The 17,397-nt window shown below is 65.2% G+C and carries 21 protein-coding genes; 12 read left to right on the forward strand and 9 right to left on the reverse strand.

The genetic code is table 11. The features are described from left to right. The first annotated feature begins 12 nt into the window (after positions 1 to 12). A complete protein-coding gene (locus KF719_RS02945; protein WP_293506948.1) occupies positions 13 to 1,074 on the forward strand; it encodes a hypothetical protein in 1,062 nt (353 codons plus the stop codon). Here KF719_RS02945 and KF719_RS02950 read toward each other — a convergent pair. Both KF719_RS02950 and KF719_RS02955 read right to left on the reverse strand, forming a co-directional pair. After that, on the reverse strand, positions 1,071 to 1,385 hold the full coding sequence (locus KF719_RS02950; RefSeq protein ID WP_293506949.1) for a hypothetical protein: 315 nt from the start codon (positions 1,383 to 1,385) through the stop codon (positions 1,071 to 1,073). The genes KF719_RS02945 and KF719_RS02950 overlap by 4 nt on opposite strands. Before the next feature lie 19 nt (positions 1,386 to 1,404). Further along, positions 1,405 to 1,794, reverse strand: a complete 390-nt coding sequence (locus tag KF719_RS02955) for a hypothetical protein (RefSeq protein ID WP_293506951.1) — start codon at positions 1,792 to 1,794, stop codon at positions 1,405 to 1,407. 215 nt (positions 1,795 to 2,009) lie between these two features. On the opposite strand from KF719_RS02955, the gene KF719_RS02960 reads away from it, so the two are divergent. After that, a complete protein-coding gene (locus KF719_RS02960; protein WP_293506953.1) occupies positions 2,010 to 2,774 on the forward strand; it encodes a hypothetical protein in 765 nt (254 codons plus the stop codon). A 3-nt stretch (positions 2,775 to 2,777) separates the two neighbouring features. Here KF719_RS02960 and KF719_RS02965 read toward each other — a convergent pair whose 3' ends face one another. After that, a complete protein-coding gene (locus KF719_RS02965; protein WP_293506954.1) occupies positions 2,778 to 2,990 on the reverse strand; it encodes a DUF3126 family protein in 213 nt (70 codons plus the stop codon). A 214-nt stretch (positions 2,991 to 3,204) separates the two neighbouring features. Here KF719_RS02965 and KF719_RS02970 point away from each other — a divergent pair, with 214 nt between their 5' ends. Beyond that, the gene (locus KF719_RS02970; RefSeq protein ID WP_293506956.1) at positions 3,205 to 3,345 is read left to right on the forward strand and encodes a hypothetical protein; all 141 of its coding nucleotides are present in this window, start codon (positions 3,205 to 3,207) and stop codon (positions 3,343 to 3,345) included. Between the two features lie 17 nt (positions 3,346 to 3,362). On the opposite strand, the gene KF719_RS02975 is transcribed toward KF719_RS02970, so the two are convergent. Next, entirely contained in the window at positions 3,363 to 4,169 is an 807-nt protein-coding gene (locus KF719_RS02975; protein WP_293506957.1) for a glucose 1-dehydrogenase, read from the reverse strand. 162 nt (positions 4,170 to 4,331) lie between these two features. On the opposite strand from KF719_RS02975, the gene KF719_RS02980 reads away from it, so the two are divergent. Together KF719_RS02980 and KF719_RS02985 are read left to right on the forward strand one after the other, a co-directional pair. Next, the gene (locus KF719_RS02980; RefSeq protein ID WP_293506959.1) at positions 4,332 to 4,625 is read left to right on the forward strand and encodes a hypothetical protein; all 294 of its coding nucleotides are present in this window, start codon (positions 4,332 to 4,334) and stop codon (positions 4,623 to 4,625) included. After that, positions 4,622 to 5,893 carry an FAD-binding oxidoreductase gene (locus tag KF719_RS02985; protein ID WP_293506961.1) on the forward strand — a complete coding sequence of 424 codons (1,272 nt, stop codon included), beginning with the start codon at positions 4,622 to 4,624 and terminating at the stop codon, positions 5,891 to 5,893. Before KF719_RS02980 ends, KF719_RS02985 begins: the two co-directional genes overlap by 4 nt. A 13-nt stretch (positions 5,894 to 5,906) precedes the next feature. On the opposite strand, the gene cysE is transcribed toward KF719_RS02985, so the two are convergent. Beyond that, positions 5,907 to 6,734: a serine O-acetyltransferase gene (gene cysE / locus KF719_RS02990; protein ID WP_293506963.1), complete on the reverse strand. Its 828-nt coding sequence runs from the start codon at positions 6,732 to 6,734 to the stop codon at positions 5,907 to 5,909. A 209-nt stretch (positions 6,735 to 6,943) separates the two neighbouring features. Between cysE and KF719_RS02995 the strand changes: the two genes are divergently transcribed. From KF719_RS02995 to KF719_RS03010, 4 genes are all read left to right on the forward strand, one after another. Further along, the gene (locus KF719_RS02995) at positions 6,944 to 7,765 is read left to right on the forward strand and encodes an alpha/beta hydrolase (protein ID WP_293506964.1); all 822 of its coding nucleotides are present in this window, start codon (positions 6,944 to 6,946) and stop codon (positions 7,763 to 7,765) included. A 43-nt stretch (positions 7,766 to 7,808) separates the two neighbouring features. Then, complete coding sequence (locus tag KF719_RS03000; protein ID WP_293506966.1) at positions 7,809 to 9,347, forward strand: sulfatase-like hydrolase/transferase; 1,539 nt, start codon at positions 7,809 to 7,811, stop codon at positions 9,345 to 9,347. A gap of 192 nt (positions 9,348 to 9,539) precedes the next feature. After that, a complete protein-coding gene (locus KF719_RS03005; protein WP_293506968.1) occupies positions 9,540 to 10,340 on the forward strand; it encodes an enoyl-CoA hydratase in 801 nt (266 codons plus the stop codon). Between the two features lie 29 nt (positions 10,341 to 10,369). Then, a complete protein-coding gene (locus KF719_RS03010) occupies positions 10,370 to 11,233 on the forward strand; it encodes a glucose 1-dehydrogenase (protein ID WP_293506970.1) in 864 nt (287 codons plus the stop codon). Here the strand turns inward: KF719_RS03010 and KF719_RS03015 are convergent, their stop codons facing one another. Further along, positions 11,234 to 11,797, reverse strand: coding sequence for a hypothetical protein (locus KF719_RS03015; protein ID WP_293506972.1), 564 nt, complete (start codon positions 11,795 to 11,797; stop codon positions 11,234 to 11,236). A gap of 90 nt (positions 11,798 to 11,887) precedes the next feature. Between KF719_RS03015 and KF719_RS03020 the strand changes: the two genes are divergently transcribed. Both KF719_RS03020 and KF719_RS03025 read left to right on the forward strand, forming a co-directional pair. Then, positions 11,888 to 12,247, forward strand: a complete 360-nt coding sequence (locus tag KF719_RS03020) for a PilZ domain-containing protein (protein ID WP_293506974.1) — start codon at positions 11,888 to 11,890, stop codon at positions 12,245 to 12,247. A gap of 90 nt (positions 12,248 to 12,337) precedes the next feature. After that, a complete protein-coding gene (locus KF719_RS03025; RefSeq protein WP_293506975.1) occupies positions 12,338 to 13,126 on the forward strand; it encodes a glucose 1-dehydrogenase in 789 nt (262 codons plus the stop codon). 7 nt (positions 13,127 to 13,133) lie between these two features. Here KF719_RS03025 and KF719_RS03030 read toward each other — a convergent pair whose 3' ends face one another. Beyond that, positions 13,134 to 13,880, reverse strand: a complete 747-nt coding sequence (locus tag KF719_RS03030; protein WP_293506977.1) for an alpha/beta fold hydrolase — start codon at positions 13,878 to 13,880, stop codon at positions 13,134 to 13,136. A 105-nt stretch (positions 13,881 to 13,985) separates the two neighbouring features. Here KF719_RS03030 and KF719_RS03035 point away from each other — a divergent pair, with 105 nt between their 5' ends. Further along, entirely contained in the window at positions 13,986 to 15,242 is a 1,257-nt protein-coding gene (locus tag KF719_RS03035; RefSeq protein ID WP_293506979.1) for a M20 family metallopeptidase, read from the forward strand. 4 nt (positions 15,243 to 15,246) lie between these two features. Here KF719_RS03035 and KF719_RS03040 read toward each other — a convergent pair whose 3' ends face one another. Together KF719_RS03040 and KF719_RS03045 are read right to left on the reverse strand one after the other, a co-directional pair. Beyond that, the gene (locus tag KF719_RS03040) at positions 15,247 to 16,614 is read right to left on the reverse strand and encodes an MFS transporter (RefSeq protein WP_293506981.1); all 1,368 of its coding nucleotides are present in this window, start codon (positions 16,612 to 16,614) and stop codon (positions 15,247 to 15,249) included. A gap of 29 nt (positions 16,615 to 16,643) precedes the next feature. Beyond that, positions 16,644 to 17,396, reverse strand: a complete 753-nt coding sequence (locus tag KF719_RS03045; RefSeq protein WP_293506982.1) for an alpha/beta fold hydrolase — start codon at positions 17,394 to 17,396, stop codon at positions 16,644 to 16,646. Between the last annotated feature and the right edge of the window lies 1 nt (position 17,397).

The raw sequence follows: 17,397 nt of genomic DNA on the forward strand, positions 1-17,397 counted from the left end.
GGGCGTAACGGCATGAGATTCCTGTTCAATCTGGCGCTCTTCCTGCTCCTCTTGCCGGTACTTTTCATGCTGGCCTATCAGCACGGCTACCTCGACGACTACGTGCCGGAAGACGCCATCGACCCAGAGCCCTTCATCCAGGCCGAACTCGCCGACGTCACCGACGGGCCGGATCTCAGTCGCCGCATCGACAAGGCGGTTGACGAAAAGCTCTACGACGACGCTGTCATGTATGCCGAGATCGCCGACTACATGCAGGTCGAACTCGACGCATCGACGCGCGCCCGCCTTGCCGACGAGGACGCCCCCGCCCGCCGCGCCGCGCGCGGCGCCGGCAGCTTTCTCGAGGGCTTCGTCACCGGCCACGGCAGCGACACGGCGGGCTTCATGGGCGCCATCGCCTCCGATCTCACAGTGGTCGGCGATGTGCGCGACATCGGCACGGAAGGCTCGAAGCTCGCACGCGGCGAGGATTATTCGCGCCTGATCCTCGGCCTGTCGGTCGTCGGCCTCGCCGCCACGACCGCGACGGTGGCGACGGGCGGCGGCGGATTGCCGGTCAAGGTTGGCGTCTCATTGCTGAAAGTCGCCGAAAAGGCCGGCACCATCACGGCGCGTTTCGCCCGCGACGTGTCGAACGTACTCCAGGAAGCGGTCAATTTCGAAAAGCTGCGCGGCCTCTTGCGCACCACCGACCTCGCCGACACGGCGGCGACACGGCGCGCGATCCTCGACTATGCGGACGGCGTGTCGTTGGCGCGCGTAACGCCGATCATGACCGACATGGCCGCGCTCGAACGCGCCGTCGGTCCGGCGGAAGCGGTGCGGCTGATGCGTCATGTCGACAGCACCGGCGATCTCGCCCGCATCGGCCGCATGGGCGAAAAGCTCGGCACAAAAACGCGCGGCGTCGTGGAACTGACGGGCAAGACCAGCCTGCGCGCCTTCAAGACGGCATGGAATCTGATCCTGATTGCATTGCAATGGGTGTGGGCGATTGTCGCCGGTCTCGGCGCGCTGCTGCTCGGGTCGTTCGGCCGCCGCGCCGTGCGGCCCCGCCGGGAGCCGACCTAACCGGCCGACAGCATTACGCCGAGCAGGAAGACGCCGGAGAGAAAGCTCCACATCACGGCGATGCAGCTTGAAAGCAGCATCCACACCGGCGGGCGGTTCTCGAACACCTGCGCCCTGAGCGCATTGCGCAGGATCACGGTGGGTCCGGCGAATACCAGCGTCAGAATGCCGATCACCTGCAAGTACATCGGCTCCGACATGAGCTGGAAACTCGGCGGTTTGTTGGTGACCAGCCGATAGAAACTGCCGGTCAGACCGGCCGCGATAAAACCCGTCGCGATCGCAAAGAAAAATGCCCCGAATGCCGACATATGCCCCGCCAAGCCCCCGTTATCGTTCGACGGGGCCGCGCGCCGCGCGGCCCTGATCGAAGTCGTCGATGAAATGAGATGCCGCGGCCGCGAGGCGCATCTGCGCATAGGCCACGACGGTGTCCGGAATTGCCGGCGCGTCGAGCAAGCTCACAACGCGCGGATCGGCGAGCGCCGCTTTCAGATCGGCCGCCGGATTGCCGCGCGCCTTGAGCGCGATGTCGGTCAGCAGCGGCGAGCGCGTGGCGATTTCGATTTCGGCGCCGCCGAGCCAGCAGGTGCCGAGATCGGCCGCGCAGACAAGCCGCGGCATCGCGAGGGCCCGGTCGTCGTTCGGCAGGGGCAGATAGCCCCCGAAAAACAGGAACGCCCCGGCAACGATCAGCGATTTGAATGCGAACTGGATCATGCCTCCCCGTCCGCAAGCGCCATACCAGCGCGGGAGGCACCGCCAAATATTTGAAATGATCTTTTAATTTCAGTGGGTTATAAAAATATAGGCAGCCCTGTCAGCGGGCTGCCGCAACTTGGATTGGCCGCTTTCCGTGCCGGATTGCGCCGACATTGTGCCAGCCCGGCACAGTTTCGGAGCCCCCGGTTCGCGCGCGGCAGCGGGAGGTGGATTTGGCGCGCGGCAGTCAATCGGACGACGAGTATGTCCGCGAACGCCCGGCATGGATCATTCCGGGCCTGGTCCTGATCGGCGTGCTGACGTTTTCCGGCGCCTTCCTCTATTACTATTTCGGACCGACCCCGAGCGAGATCCTCGGGCTCGATCCGCGCGCCAGCGCCGCGGACCGCAAGATCGAAACGATCGTCGCCGACCGGCGCTTCCTGATCCCCGAAAACTACACGCGCTATCCGACCCAGCGCGGCGGCGGCCGGCTGACCAACATCGATATGCACGCCCTGCTGCCGGACATGACGCCCTATGAGACCGGCTTGCAGGAGCGTTTCATCGACAATTCCGCGGACTCGGACGTGGTCTATTTCGCGCTCGCCGAAACACAAACCCCGCTCACCGCATCGCGCCGCCTCAAGGAAATCTATTCGAAATATCTGGCCGCTCCCGAACCGGAACAGGACCGCGCCGGACTGCAGCGTTTCACCTTCCGCAACGACAGCGGCTATGCCAATCAGGATCTGCTGGTCGCCACCGACGACGAAGATCGCATGGTACTGCTGCTTTGCGACCGGAGAGGCCCGCTGGTCGACAGCCCGAATTGCACACGCTCGCTGCTGCTCGGGCCGCGCCTCGACCTGACCTATCGCTTCAAGCGCAGTCACCTGTCCGACTGGCGCGAAATCGATCGCGCGGTAACGAAGCTCGTCGGCGAGTTCGAATCCCGCGAGCAGGTCGACGAATTGCAGGGGCCGATTTTCGACTGACCGTCAGTCCGGCAGGTCGATGTCGAGGATCGCCATGTTGAAGGCGTAGGACACCTCGCCCTCTTCCTCGTCCTTGAAGATGACGCCGATGAATTCGTCGCCGATATTCACCTCCGCCGAATCGTCCTTCTGCGGCCGCGCCCGCACCGTGATCGACGGCAGCTTGAACTTGTCGCGCAGATAGCTCTCGATACGCTTGATTTCGGTCTTGTCCAAGAAGCTCTCCCGTCGTCGGCCGGTCGCTGGCGTTGCTGGATTACCTCGGCGTGAGGCGCGTGCGGTCGTTTTAACCATTTGCCCCCGCATGCGCAAACCGGCCTCCCGAGAACCGGCCCTGCGCCCGCTTGCCGCTGCGGCGCTTCGTCCGATTGGCCCTCGCCCGGCCCTGTGACACGGTTTCCCATCGAGAGTTCTGCACCGGAACGGAACCATGTCGGGACGCACACGTAAATGGCTGGCGGCCTTTACCGTTATGCTGACGCTGGCGGCGCTGCTGGCGCTTCTCGGCCCGGCGCGCGACGCCGCGCCGGAAGGCGCTGCCCACGCCTTCGTGGTCGCGCCCTCCCGCTAGGGCCCGGTGCGGCGCCGTCAGCGCGTCGTGTAGCCGCCATCGATGACGAGTTCGGCGCCGGTCATGAAGGCCGATTCGTCGGAGGCGAGGAATACGATGCCGTTGCCGATGTCCTCCGGCGCACCCAGACGGCCGATCGGATGCAGCATGGTCAGCATCTCGACCACCTCGTTGGCGCCCATCTGCATACCGCCGATCTCGCCCTTGTCGATCACCGACTGCACCATCGGCGTGCGGATATAGCCCGGATGCACCGAATTGACGCGAATGCGATAGCCGGCCTGCGCACATTCAAGCGCCGCCGACTTGGTGAGCAGCCGCACCCCGCCCTTCGCCGCGTTGTAGTCCGACGCGCCGGGCTGGCCGACTAGGCCGAGGATCGACGACACATTGATGATCGAACCGTCGGGCCCGCCCTTCGCCGTCGACTTCTTGATCGAGCGAATACCGTGCTTGCAGCCGAGAAACACGCTGTCGAGATCGACGGCGATGGTATGCCGCCAATGTTCGAGCGGCTTGTCCTCGATCATGCTCGGCTCCGGCGCGATGCCGGCATTGTTGACGAGGATGTGCAGGCCGCCGAACTTTTCTTCCGCCAGCGCCACCACGCGCTCCCATTGCGCCTCATCCACCACGTCGTGCCGCGCAAACAGCGCTTCGCCGCCCGCCCGCGTGATTTCGTCGGCGACCGCCTGCCCCGCATCCTCGTCGAGATCGGTGCAGAGGACTTTCGCACCCTCTTTCGCCAGCAATTTGGCGCTGATCGCGCCGATGCCCTTCGCCGCGCCGGTCACGATCGCGACCTTGCCGTCCACTCGTCCCATTCGCTTGATCCCTGTTTCTGCGCCGGTGTCGATTTGCCCGGCTTTGCGGGCCATTCTGCCGTGCCCCCCGCACGACGCAAGAGGGGAAAGCGCCGCATCTCTGTGCTATAGAACGACACAAGGAACCGGTCCCGTAAATTCAGTCAGAACCCGAGAAGAAAAATGCCCGTCGCCCTTGAGATCACCTTCGAGACCACGCAAGCCGACCACATCCTGACCCAGCTCCGCGCCTACAAGGAGCGCGAGTTTGACCGCAACCCGCCACGCGGCTTCCTCGGCGCCACAATCGAGGACCGTCCCGAAAGCGGAACGGTTGTCTTCCGCAGCGAATGGGAAGACGACGACGCGCTCGAATACACGCGCGACAGCGCCCCTTTCGAGGCCTGCCTCGATCTTTGCGATATCTATGCCGACGGCCGCGACGACAAGAAAATGGAAATCGGCCGCACCGCATGACGCAATCCGGTTATCCGCCCTCCTGGTATGCCGCGACCGCTGCGGCGCTGCCGCCGCTGCCGCCGCTTGCCGGCAACGAGACGGCCGACGTCTGCATCGTCGGCGCCGGCTACACCGGCCTTTCCGCGGCGCTGCACCTCGCCGAGCGCGGCTATTCCGTCATCGTGCTGGAAGCCGAACGCATCGGCTGGGGCGCGTCTGGCCGCAATGGCGGCCAGCTCGGCACCGGCCAACGCAAGGATCAGCGCTCCTTCGAGAAAATGCTGGGCGCGGAATGGGCACGCCGCCTCTGGGAGCTCGGGCTGGAAAGCAACGCGCTGGTCAAGGATCTGATCGCCCGCCACGGCATCGCCTGCGACCTGAAGCCCGGCCTCCTCCATGCCGCATGGAAGCGCAGCGACGCGGCGTGGCTGAAGGACGACGTCGAATATCTCGCAACGAATTACGGCTACGACAAATCACGCTATGTCCCGCGCGACGAAATGCGCGAGATGGTGGCGAGCGATCGCTATTGGGGCGGCGTGCTCGACGCAGGCGGCGCGCATCTGCACCCGTTGAACTATGCGCTCGGCCTTGCCACAGCGGCCCGCGCCAAAGGTGTGCGGATTTACGAAGGCACGCGCGCCCTCGACATTTCGCGCAGCGGCGTCAGGACGGCACAAGGCGCCGTGACCGCATCTCATATCGTGCTGGCCTGCAACGCCCATCTCGGCCGCCTTGAGCCGCGCATTGCCGGCGCCATCATGCCGATCAACAATTTCATCGTTGCGACCGAACCGCTCGGCGCCCGCGCCCGCGAACTCATCCGCGACGATGTCTGCGTGCAGGACACCAAATTCGTCATCGATTACTACCGGCTGTCGCCCGACGGGCGACTGCTTTTCGGCGGCGGCGAAAGCTATTCGCCGAACCTGCCGAAAGACATTGCGGGCTTTGTCAGGAAGCCGATGCTGCGCGTCTTCCCGCAACTTGAGGATGTGCGCATCGACTATGCCTGGGGCGGCACGCTGGCGATCACGATGAAACGCATCCCGCATTTCGGCCGCCTCGCGCCGAACATCCTCTACGCGCATGGCTATTCCGGTCAAGGCATCAACATCGCGACGTTGGGCGGCAAACTGCTCGCCGAGGCGGTTGCAGGTCAGGCCGAACGTTTCGACTGGATCGCCAACATCAAGACGCCGGATTTCCCCGGCGGCACATGGTTGCGCTATCCGGGGCTCGTCGCCGGCATGCTCTTTTATGCGATGAAGGACAGGCTTCCGTGAGAGACCGAGACGCCTAGATGCCCTCGCCCTCTTCCTTGATCATCTGATCCATGGCATGGGCGGGCTTGTCGCAGCCCGCGCAGCCGACGATCTTGGCCGGCACGCCGACAGCCGTGCAATGCGCCGGCACATTGTGCAGCACCACGCTGCCCGCGCCGATGCGGCTGTATTCGCCGATCTCGATATTGCCGAGCACCTTGGAGCCGACCGAGATCAGCACCCCGCGCCGGACCTTCGGATGACGGTCGCCCTGCTCCTTGCCGGTGCCGCCCAGCGTCACGCCATGCAGCATCGACACATCGTCTTCCACCACCGCCGTCTCGCCGATGACGATGCCGGTCGCGTGGTCGATGAAGACGCCGCGTCCGATCCGCGCCGCCGGATGAATGTCGACGGAGAAAAGATCGGAAATGCGGTTCTGGATATAAAGCGCCATCGCCTTGCGGCCCTGCCCCCACAGCCAATGCGCCACGCGGTAGGCCTGCAGCGAATGGAAGCCTTTGAAATAGAGCAGCGGCTGAATGTAGGAGTGGCAGGCGGGATCGCGCTCGTAATAGGCCACGATATCGGCGCGGTAGGCCTCGCCGATTTCCGGCGCCGCGCGCAACGCTTCGTCGAACAACTCGCGAAGCTGCATCGGATGCACTTCCGCATTGCCGAGCTTCTGCGCCAGGTGATAGGCGACCGCGTCGTTGAATTCGCGATGATTGAGAATGGTCGAATAGAGGAAGCTGGCGAGAATGGGTTCGCCGGCGGTCATCTCCTCGGCCTCGCCGCGCACGCGCTCCCACACGGGGTCGCATACGGCCAGCGGCTGGTTCCTCTCGACGGACTTCGACATCGGCCCACTCCTCGCCAGTTGGATGCGGGGACCGCATGTCCTTCCACGGGACAGGCCCTCACATGGCGAAATACCGGCCTACCGAAGCATGCCGGCGGTTTCCGCAAGCCTAACACATGGGCGGCACCGGAGCGAGTTCAATAGGGGAACCCGCTTTTCCGGACCGCCATGTTAAGCTTTTCCGAAATGCCGTTTCGGGGAGCCCGCCCATGCCTTTCGCCACCGTCGGCGACATCGAGATCTACTACGAGCGCCTCGGCGCCGGCCCGCGCCTGCTGTTCATTTCGGGCACCGGCGGCGACCTGCGCATTCGTCCCAATGTGCTCGACGGCCCCTTCCCGAAGCATTTCGACATGCTGGCCTATGACCAGCGCGGCCTCGGGCAAAGCGGCAAGCCCGACCGCCCCTACAGCATGAGCCAATATGCCGAAGATGCCGTCGGCCTGATGGCCGCCATCGGCTGGGGCTCGGCGCTGGTCGTCGGCGTTTCCTTCGGCGGCATGGTGGCGCAGGAACTGGCGATCAATCATCCGCATGTGGTGGAAGGCCTCGTGCTGGCCTGCACCTCGCCCGGCGGCGCGGGCGGCGCCTCATACCCGCTCCACACGTTGCAACACCTGGACCGCGAAGCCCGCGCCCGCCACATGATCGGCATATCCGACACGCGCCACGACGCCGCCTGGGCAGCCGCCAACGAAAAAACCTACGAACAGATGGTCGCCTTCGTCGCAAACGATCCCTATACGGACGAACCGGGCCATGCGATGGGTCAACGCCGCCAGCTCGAGGCCCGCGCGGCGCACGACACCTGGGACCGCCTCGGCGACATCCGCTGCCCCACCCTCATCTGCGCCGGCAAATATGACGGCATCGCGCTGCCCGAAACCCAGCGCAACATGGCGTCCCGCATCAAGGGCGCCGAACTCCGCTTCTACGAAGGCGGCCACCTCTTCATGCTGCAGGACCGCGCGGCGCTGCCGGAAATGATTTCGTTCCTGAAGGGCGAGGACTTGCCTCCGGCCACCGCCTGACCTAAAAGTTAATGAAAGACATTAGGGCGGGGAGCGCAGCGTCATGGGCCGGAAAATCCTTTTCATCACCACCGACCAGATGCGCTTCGACGCCATCGGTGCCAACGGCCAGAAGGTCGCGCGCACCCCGGCCATCGACGCGCTGGCAACGGCCGGCATCAACTACACCCGCGCGCATAACCAGAACGTCGTCTGCATGCCGGCGCGCTCCACCATGATCACCGGACAATATGTCTCGACGCATGGCGTCTGGATGAACGGCGTCCCGCTCCCCGTCGACGCGCCCTCCGTCGCGCAATATCTCAACGAAAAAGGCGGCTACAAGACGGCGCTGATCGGCAAGGCGCATTTCGAGCCCTTCCTCGATCTCCACCAGCAATTCTACGAAAGCCAGATGGCGCGGCTTGGCGAGAACGGCCCGCATCGCGGCTTCGACCACATGGAGCTCGCGACGCACTCGCCGCTGATCCTCCACTACAACGAATGGATGAAGAAGAACGACCCGGAAGCGCTCAACCATTTCTACCAGAACCTCAACGAGAAGTTTCAGGTCAACGCCGCCGGCGGCGGCGACACCGGCGCCTGTCAGGTGCATTTCAACAAGGTCTCCCGCGCGCATTACCACACCGACTGGGTGGCCGACCGCACCATCGGCTGGCTGTCGTCGGTCGGCGCGGATGACGACTGGTTCTGCTGGATGAGCTTCCCCGATCCGCACCACCCCTGGGATCCGCCGCAATCCGAGCTTCACCGCCATCCCTGGCGCGAAACGCCGCTGCCGGATTTCTATCCGGGCGCGAAGGAAAAGATCGAGGCGGTGCTGAAGGACAAGCCGCGTCACTGGATGGACTACTACACCGGCGCGCGCGTGACGAATTTCGAAGCCCCGCCCGAGTTCCGCGCCTGCGACATGACCGCCGATCAGGTGCGCGAAATCAACGCCTTCACCCATGTCGAGAACGAGCTGATCGACGAAGCGGTCGCGAAAGTCATGGCGCATGTCGAAAGCCGTGGCTGGGGCGACGATGTCGATGTCGTCTTCACCACCGACCACGGCGAATTCCAGGGCGAGTTCGGCCTGCTCTTCAAGGGCCCCTATCACGTCGATGCGCTGATGCGCCTGCCGATGATCTGGCGCCCGGCGAAATCGGCGAAGGTCGCGCCCGCCGCCGTCGGCAAGCCCGTCGGCCAGGTCGATCTCGCGCCGACCTTCTGCGAAATCGCCGGCCTGCCCGTGCCCGAATGGATGCAGGGCAAGCCGATGCCTAAAACCGATGCCGAAGGCGAAGCCCAAGGCCGCGAGCGCGTCTTCACCGAATGGGATTGCAAACATGTCGACGGCACCACCGTCGGCCTGCGCACCATCTACCGCGACGGCTACACCATCACCGCCTGCCTCCCCGGCACGATCCATGACGGCACGGAAGGCGAGCTCTACGACCACGCCAACGATCCGCGGCAGTTCCGCAACCTCTGGAACGACCCGGCTTACGCCAAACTGAAATCCGACCTGCTGGCCGACCTGAAAGACAGCCTGCCCCCCGTCCGCACCCCCCAACTCGAATGCGTCGCACCGGTGTAAGGCACAGGCATCAACTCAAAAACAAGTGCCACCCCGGCGAAAGCCGGGGCCCACGCGCAGTTCCTCTTGCCGCAACCGCTAATAGATCCCGGGAATAAAACCCGGGACGGCCCTTTCTCTTTGGCAGGTTGCAAGCCTGCCGCCCCGCCTGTATCCCAGACGGCAGCGAAACAACCGATCCGGGATAAGCCTTTGTCCTTTTCCTCCCCCACTCCGCGCATGATCGCCGAGAAAGCCGGCGCCATCGGCTGGATGATCTTCAACAATCCCGAACGCCTCAACGCCGTCAGCCTCGACATGTGGCAGGCCGTGCCGGAAATCGTCGCCGCTTTCGACGCCGATCCCGACATCCGCGTCATCGTGCTGAAGGGCGCGGGCGACAAGGCCTTCGTCGCCGGCGCCGACATCTCGCAATTCGGCGAAAGCCGTTCCTCCGCCGAGGGCATCGAGGCCTATGAAAACGCGACGACGCGCGCCTTCGACGCCATCGCCGAGGCGCAAAAGCCCACCATCGCGATGATCGACGGCTATTGCATCGGCGGCGGCCTCGGCATCGCGCTTTCCTGCGATCTGCGCTTCGCCGCCGAACACTCCACCTTCGGCATCCCGGCCGCGAAACTCGGCCTCGCCTATGCCGCATCCGGCACCGGCCGCCTGGTCCATGTCGTCGGCCCGGCCTTCGCCAAGGAAATCTTTTTCACCGCCCGCCGCTTCACCAGCGACGAGGCACTCGCCATGGGCCTCGTCAACCGCGTCACCGCGCCCGGCGAACTCGAAGCCTTCACCCGCGACACATGCGCCACCATCGCCGAAAACGCCCCGCTGACGGTCGCCACCGCCAAGCAGGTCGTCGACGAATTCACCAAAGCGCCCGGCAATTTCAACGCCGCGAAATGCGACGCGCTGATCGCCCGCTGTTTCGCCAGCGACGACTACAAGGAAGGCCGCGCCGCCTTCATGGAAAAAAGAAAACCGAAATTCATCGGCAAATAAAAACAACAACACGACAGGGAGCAACGAAAATGGGACGTCTCGACGGCAAGGTCGCCATCATCACCGGCGGCACCAGCGGCATCGGCCGCGGCACGGTCGATCTTTTTCTGAAGGAAGGCGCGAAAGTCGTCGCCGCCGACCTGCAGGACCACAAGGGCGAGGCGATGGAGCGCGAACTGGGCGCGAACTTCTCCTATTGCCGCGCCAATGTCGCCCATGAAGACGAGATGAAAAATCTCGTCGCCCACACGGTCAAGAAATTCGGCCGCCTCGACGTCCTCTTCAACAATGCCGGCTATGGCGGCGTCGGCGGCGAACTGCACGAGATCGACATGCAGGGCTTCGACGAAACCGTCGGCGTGCTGCTGAAAGGCGTCGTGCTCGGTTACAAATATGCCGTGCCCCACATGACGGCGCAGCAATCCGGCTCGATCATCTCGACCGCCTCGGTCGCCGGCCTGCAGGCGGGTTACGGCCCCCTCGTCTACTCGGCCTGCAAGGCCGCCGTGCATCACTTCTCGCGTTGCGCCGCGCTGCAGCTTGCGCCGCATTTCGTCCGCTCGAATGCGATTTGTCCCGGCGGCATCGCCACCTCGATCTTCGGTTCGGGCCTCGGTCTCGGCACCCAGGTCGCCGATCAGTTCGCCGAAGTGATGAAAACGCATCTGGCGAAAATCCAGCCGACGCCGCGCTCCGGCCTGCCGGAAGACATCGCCAATGCCGCGCTCTTTCTCGCCAGCGACGAATCCACCTTCGTCACCGGCCAGACCATCGCCGTCGATGGCGGCCTCACCGCCGGCCCGATGGCGACGCTCGGCAAACGCATCGACTTTGAGAAAGTCATCGGCGACTTCCTCGCCGAACTGCCGGAAGACGCGAAGAAGCCGGCCTGACTACTCGCCGAGGCTCCGGCCCGGCTTGCCGACGCGCAGCACCGTGTCGGTCGCGCAGTTGAACGTGGCCGCATGTTCGTCCGCCGCCGCGCGCGCCAGCGCGTTGGCGTCGGCGTTCGCGCGCGCATCGACATAGGCGACGTGACAGGCCTCGGCGCCGATCTTCGACACCACCAGCACCTGCCCGTCATAGAAAGTGCCGTCGCCGCTGTCCGGTTGGGTGTGATAGCGCACGATGGTGGCAAACGCCTTGCCGTCCCTGCCGAGCCGCCATTCGAGCGTCTTGCCGAGCCGGTTGAACGGCCCGAGCGTCTGCCCGGATAGAAACTTCTCGCGGTCCTGATCGTCGATCTCGAGGTAGTAGCGCAAATCGCCTTCCACCACCGTCACGGTGTGGTCGCCAAATGACGGGCAGACAAACCACGCCGCATTGGTGATTTCGTCTTCGACCATCATCGTGCAGTCGTCGATATCGATGCTGGAATATTGCGACGTCGCCGCGCCCGCCGGCGCCGCCAGGAACAGGCCCGTCAGCACCGCAAGAACCGCCTGAATTCGCCGCATGCCGCCCTCCCTGCCGGTGAGATCACAAGTCTAGCAGCGGTCCCGGCAGTGACAATGATTTGGCAATCTTGGCCCGCTAGCCTCAGGCCCATGAGCGAACCCGCCGAAAATCCGCCCGTCGAGGGTGCCGAACGCCGCCTTTTCCGGCGCATCGGCGCGCGCCTCGAAGGCCGTCTGGTCTTTGCCGGCGTCGATGCCGAATGTCTGGTCCACGACATGTCGGCCACCGGCGCGGTCGTCGAGGTTTCGCCGCTCCCGGCTCTCGGGGCGGAACTGGCGCTCGAGGTGCCGGGCGTCGGCTTTGCCCGCGGCCATGCGCGGCGCTACCCGGATGCGGGCCTTGTCGGCATCGAGCTCGACGTCCCCGAGGCGCGCCGCCCCCGCATCGCCGACCGCCTGATCCTCGCCGCCTTTCGCGCGCCGCCCCGCACCGGCGAGCCTGACCGATAGTCGGATTCCGTCATTTCGCGCGATCTCCGGTTGGGTACGGCGCTTCCCGCCGCTAAACTCCGCCGCAACTTGAAACCGGGGAGATAAAAAATGCCGCTCAAGAACAAGGTCGCCATCGTCACCGGCTCGGCCACGGGCCTCGGCGCCGCCGTCGCGCTGCGCCTCGCGGATCAGGGTTGCAACGTCGTCATCAACTACACAAAGAGCGAGACGGAAGCGAAGGAAACGCTGGCCGCCTGTCAGGCGAAAGGCGTCGAGGCGATCCTCGGCCAGGGCGATGTCGGCGAGGACGCCGATTGCCGCCGCATCGTCGACGAGACGGTGAAGAAATGGGGCCGCGTCGATGTGCTGGTCAACAACGCCGGCGGCACCAAATTCGCCGATCACGCAAAGCTCGATGAATTGAACGCCGAGGACTTCCTCTGGATCTACAAGGTCAATGTCGTCGGCGCCTATCAGATGATCCGCGCCTGCGAACCGCACATGAAAAAGGCCGGCAAGGGTTCGGTCGTCAACATCTCCTCGATCGCCGGCGTCACCGGCATCGGCTCATCGGTCGCCTATGCGGCGTCGAAAGGCGCACTGAACACCATGACGCTGTCGCTCGCCCGTTCGCTGGCGCCGGTCATCCGCGTCAACGCGGTCTGCCCCGGCTTCATCGGCACCCGCTGGTTCTCCGATCGCTTCGGCACGCAAACTTTCGAAGGCATCAAGCGCCAGCAGGAGGAAACGACGCCGCTCCGCCGCGCCGGAACGCCCGAAGACATCGCCGCCGCCGTCGTCTTCTTCTGCGGCGAAGGCTCCGATCACATCACCGGCGAAACCCTCATCACCGACGCCGGCCTGCATCTGGGATTTGCGCCGCTGAGCGCGCGGTAGGAGCCCTTCACCCCGCCAGAAACTTCAGCACCGCCTCTTTATAAGCGCGGTCCCCCACCGTCTTCATGTGGTCGCGCTTCGGCACCGTGACGGCGCGCGCGCCCGGTATCAGCGCCGCAAGCGGTCCCGGCGCGCGCGCCTGTTCGTCTTCCTCGCCGGTCACCACCAGCACCGGCCGCGAAATATCGCCGAGCCCCGCCACCGGGAAAGGCGCCCGCACCGCCTCGAAACAGGTCGCGAGCGCGCGGCGGTCCTGCCCGTTGCGGTCGGCAAACAACCGGAAGCCGAGCGCGCCCTTGTCGGCAATGCCCGACGGATCGTCGGCCAGCAGCGCCGCCACCACCGGCCCCGGATCGCGGTCCGCATCGAGCAGCCGCGCCCCGACGCCCGCCGCGATCACCCGGTCGAACCGCCCGCCATGTTCCATCGCCGCAACGAGCGCCGCCATCGCCCCCATCGAATAGCCCATCAGGTCGGCCCCCGCCTCGCCCAGATGATCGAGCAGCGCAACGAGATCGCCCGCCATCGCCGACAGCGTGTAGTCGTCCCTGTCATAAGACGCCTCGCTCGTCCCATGCCCGCGCATGTCCGGCATGATGACGCGAAACCCCGCATCCATCAGCGCGCGGCTCCAGCCGGTCTCGATCCAGTTCGCCCGATGCGTCGAGGCAAAGCCATGCGCCAGCACGATCGGATCGCCCTCGCCTTCGACGCGAAAGGCGAGTTTCAACCCGTCGGATTCGAAATAGTCCACTCTCGCACCTCTTCGCCACAACGGCGCAAGTCTAGCCGCAGGAGTCGCCCCGGTGGAAAACCCTTTCAAAGCGGTCTAGGCTCATCCCCAAATGGGGAGAGAAAAATGACCGACGCCGCCGCCCTGAAACGCGAGACCTGCGCCGCCATCGACGCGATGTCGGCCGAACTCCTCGCCGTCAGCCACGAAATCCATTCAAAGCCCGAACTTGCCTTCCACGAGCACGAGGCGGCGCGCATCCTGACCGCCGCCCTCGACCGCGCCGACCTCCCCGTCACGCGCGGCGCCTTCGGCCTCCCCACGGCCTATGCCTCAAGCTTCGGCGACAAAGGCCCCGAAGTCGCGATCCTGTCGGAATACGACGCGCTCCCCGGCATCGGCCATGCCTGCGGCCACAACATCATCGCCACCACCGGCCTCGGCGCGGCGCTGGCGCTGGCGAAACTGAACGGCCGCCTCCCCGGCCGCGTCCGCTATCTCGGCACGCCGGCCGAAGAGCAAGGCGGCGGCAAGGAGCTGATGGCGCAGGACGGTGCTTTCGACGGCGTCGATGCCGCCATGATGGTTCACCCCGCCGGCGTCGATCTCGTCACCATGCCCTGCATCTGCGTTTCCGAGGTCGCCGTCACTTATCGCGGCCGCTCGGCGCATGCATCCGCCATGCCGCATATGGGGTTGAACGCGCTCGACGCTCTCATCACCGCCTATCAGGCGATCGCGCAACTGCGCCAGCACATCAAGCCGACCGAACGCATCCACGGCATCATCAAGAAGGGCGGCATGGCGCCCAACATCGTGCCCGACGAAACCGCCGGCGTCTTTTATGTCCGCGCCGCCTCTGCTGAAGACCTCGCGCCGCTAAAGGCCCGCGTCCAGGCCTGTTTCGAGGCCGGCGCGCTCGCCTCCGGCTGCACGGCGGAGATCAAATGGGCGAAGGCCGATTACCTCGATTTGAAAACCAGCATGCCGATTGCCGATGCCTATGAAGCGAATGCCCGTTCGCTCGGCCGCGACTTCTTCCCGCTGTCGAAAATGCCGGCGGGTTCGTCCGGCAGCACCGACATGGGCAACATCAGCCACCGCGTGCCGTCGATCCATCCGATGATCGCCTGCGCGCCGCCCCATGTCGTGATCCACAATCCGGAATTCGCCAAATGGGCGGCCTCCGATCTCGGCGACAAGGCCTGCCTCGACGGCGCCAAGGCGCTCGCCATGACCGCCATCGACTTCATGACCGATGCCGCGATGCGCGAACAGGCGAAATCCGATTTCGCCGCAACGGCCGACAGCTCCGCCCGCTCCGTCGCCGCCGCCTACGACCCCGCCGGCGCCACCAACATCGGCGGCTGCGGCTGCATGTGACGCCTCACGGCATATTCGGCGGCCGTTCCGTCTGCTCGACTTCCTCGGTGAAGCGTTCGTCGAGACGCCGGCGCAGTTCCGACTGTTCCTTGAGCCCGATCGGATAGAACCAGACGATCGCCGCAACCAGCGCATTGCAGAGAACGGGCGCGGCGACGAACACAATGGAGAGCCCGAAGACGGCGCCGGGCGCGTTCTCCCCTTGCGGATTGAAGCCGATCAGCGCCAGCGTCCAGAAGACGACGCCCACCGCCACCGCCCCGCCCATCTTCTGCGTCAGCGTCAGCAGCGCATAGAAAAGCCCGGTGCGCTTTTGCCCGGTATCGAGTTCGTCGATATCGGCGACATCCGCCATCATCGAGCGGTAAAGCGTCGTTGTCGTGCCGACATTGACGCCGAGAAACACCAGCACCGCCGCCGCCGCCCAGACATTGCCGTGCGGAATGAGGAAGATCACCGGCGCAAAGAACACGTTGAACAGGGCCGCCAGCACCACGGTCCGGTGCTTGCCGATCCGGTAGCTGATCCGCAGGATCACCGGAATGAAGGCGATGCCGCCGAAGAAATAAAGCAGCAGCAACAGGCTCGCCCAGCTTCCGACGCCCCACACCAGCGTCGCCTCGTAAATATACATCGACGCCAGCGCCGCGCCGGCAAAGCCCGAAAGAAAGTCGGCCGCCAGCAGCCGCCGGAGCGGCACGTTGCGAAAGAGCGGCAACACCTGCGCAAGGAAACTCGCATGGGCCTGCGGCTTCGCCTTGCGCTCCGGCACCAGCCACAGATTGAGCGCGATGGCGACCGGCAGCACGATGATGATGAACCACCCCATCGCCGCGACGCGCGCCGCATCGACATTCTCCGGCGCCATCCATTCGATCGCCGCCGGCAGCAGCAGCACCAGCGGCACGCCGAGCAACTGGAACGCCTCGCGATAACCTTGAATGCGCGAGCGCTCGTTATAGTCGTCGGAAAGTTCCGCCGCCCAGGCCATATGCGACAGCGTCAGCAGCGTCCAGCCGATATAGAGAAAGAACATCCAGGCGAGCAGATAGACCGGCCCCACCGGCGCCGTCGGCGAAAACACCATATAGGCCGACAGCATCAGGATCGGCACCGACAGCACCAGCCAGTGCCGCCGCCGTCCCCAGCGCGACGGGAACTTGTCGGAGAGAACCCCCATCGCCGGATCGGTGAACACGTCCCAGAAGCGCGCCAGCATGAATATCGTGCCGACGGCGGCCAGCCCGAGCCCCATCGGCCCGGCATAGAAATGCGGCAGATAGACGCCGATCGGCAGCCCGAGCGCACCGATGGGAATGGCGGGGCCCGAAAAGGCCGCAAGACGCCAGGGCGACAGACGATGACCGTTCATGGGGGGTGTGCCTCTCGAAACGAACGCGCTCAACTGATCCCGGCCAGAAAATCCATCACCGCGCCCTTGAACATCGGGTTGGCGAGCGCGAACATATGATCCGTACCCGGAATAATCTCCGCCCGCGCATCGGCCATCCGCGCCGCGAGCGGCCCCGGATCGCCGGCAAGGTCGTCGCGCGCGCCGGCAATCACCATCACCTCGTTGCGGATGAGCGCCAGCGACGCCCCGCGATCTTCCGCGCGCGGCGCCCGCGCGCAGGCCGCCAGCGCCTTCAGGTCTTGCCCGAGCCCCTCGGCATAAAGCCGGAAGCCGCGCGCCAGCGGGTCGCTGATGCCGTCCGCACTCGCCGCCTCCAGCGCATCGGCGACGCCGCCGACGGCCGATCCCGGCTCCAGCATCTTCGCCCCCACCCCGCCCAGAATGACAATGCCGAAGCGGTCGCCGTGATGCGCGGCGAGATGCATGGCGATCCCCGCCCCCATCGAATAGCCCATCAGGCTGGCCCGTTCGATGCCCAGATGATCCATCAGCGCCAGCGCATCGCCCGCCATTTTTTCGGTGGTGTAGTCGGCCGGATCGTAGAGCTTGCCGCTCTTCCCGTGCCCGCGCAGGTCGAATGTCACGGCCTGCCGTCTTGCCCGCGTCAGCGCCTGCACCCAGCCCGTGCGGATCCAGTTGTCGTCGGCCGTCGCGGCAAAGCCATGCACCAGCAGCATCGGCTTGCCTTCGCCCGCAACCTCATAGGCGATGGAAACGCCCCCCGACGAAAATTCCGGCATC

The organism is Parvibaculum sp. (assembly GCF_019635935.1).
Taxonomy (GTDB): Bacteria; Pseudomonadota; Alphaproteobacteria; order Parvibaculales; family Parvibaculaceae; genus Parvibaculum.

Coding starts and splice junctions, on each gene's coding strand:
- KF719_RS03045 (WP_293506982.1), bottom strand. CDS start 17,396: ATGCCGGAATTTTCGTCGGGGGGCGTTTCCATCGCCTATGAGGTTGCG.
- KF719_RS02995 (WP_293506964.1), top strand. CDS start 6,944: ATGCCTTTCGCCACCGTCGGCGACATCGAGATCTACTACGAGCGCCTC.
- KF719_RS02975 (WP_293506957.1), bottom strand. CDS start 4,169: ATGGGACGAGTGGACGGCAAGGTCGCGATCGTGACCGGCGCGGCGAAG.
- KF719_RS03020 (WP_293506974.1), top strand. CDS start 11,888: ATGAGCGAACCCGCCGAAAATCCGCCCGTCGAGGGTGCCGAACGCCGC.
- KF719_RS03010 (WP_293506970.1), top strand. CDS start 10,370: ATGGGACGTCTCGACGGCAAGGTCGCCATCATCACCGGCGGCACCAGC.
- KF719_RS03015 (WP_293506972.1), bottom strand. CDS start 11,797: ATGCGGCGAATTCAGGCGGTTCTTGCGGTGCTGACGGGCCTGTTCCTG.
- KF719_RS03000 (WP_293506966.1), top strand. CDS start 7,809: ATGGGCCGGAAAATCCTTTTCATCACCACCGACCAGATGCGCTTCGAC.
- KF719_RS03025 (WP_293506975.1), top strand. CDS start 12,338: ATGCCGCTCAAGAACAAGGTCGCCATCGTCACCGGCTCGGCCACGGGC.
- KF719_RS02950 (WP_293506949.1), bottom strand. CDS start 1,385: ATGTCGGCATTCGGGGCATTTTTCTTTGCGATCGCGACGGGTTTTATC.
- KF719_RS03035 (WP_293506979.1), top strand. CDS start 13,986: ATGACCGACGCCGCCGCCCTGAAACGCGAGACCTGCGCCGCCATCGAC.
- KF719_RS03040 (WP_293506981.1), bottom strand. CDS start 16,614: ATGAACGGTCATCGTCTGTCGCCCTGGCGTCTTGCGGCCTTTTCGGGC.
- KF719_RS02955 (WP_293506951.1), bottom strand. CDS start 1,794: ATGATCCAGTTCGCATTCAAATCGCTGATCGTTGCCGGGGCGTTCCTG.
- cysE (WP_293506963.1), bottom strand. CDS start 6,734: ATGTCGAAGTCCGTCGAGAGGAACCAGCCGCTGGCCGTATGCGACCCC.
- KF719_RS02985 (WP_293506961.1), top strand. CDS start 4,622: ATGACGCAATCCGGTTATCCGCCCTCCTGGTATGCCGCGACCGCTGCG.
- KF719_RS02980 (WP_293506959.1), top strand. CDS start 4,332: ATGCCCGTCGCCCTTGAGATCACCTTCGAGACCACGCAAGCCGACCAC.
- KF719_RS02945 (WP_293506948.1), top strand. CDS start 13: ATGAGATTCCTGTTCAATCTGGCGCTCTTCCTGCTCCTCTTGCCGGTA.
- KF719_RS02970 (WP_293506956.1), top strand. CDS start 3,205: ATGTCGGGACGCACACGTAAATGGCTGGCGGCCTTTACCGTTATGCTG.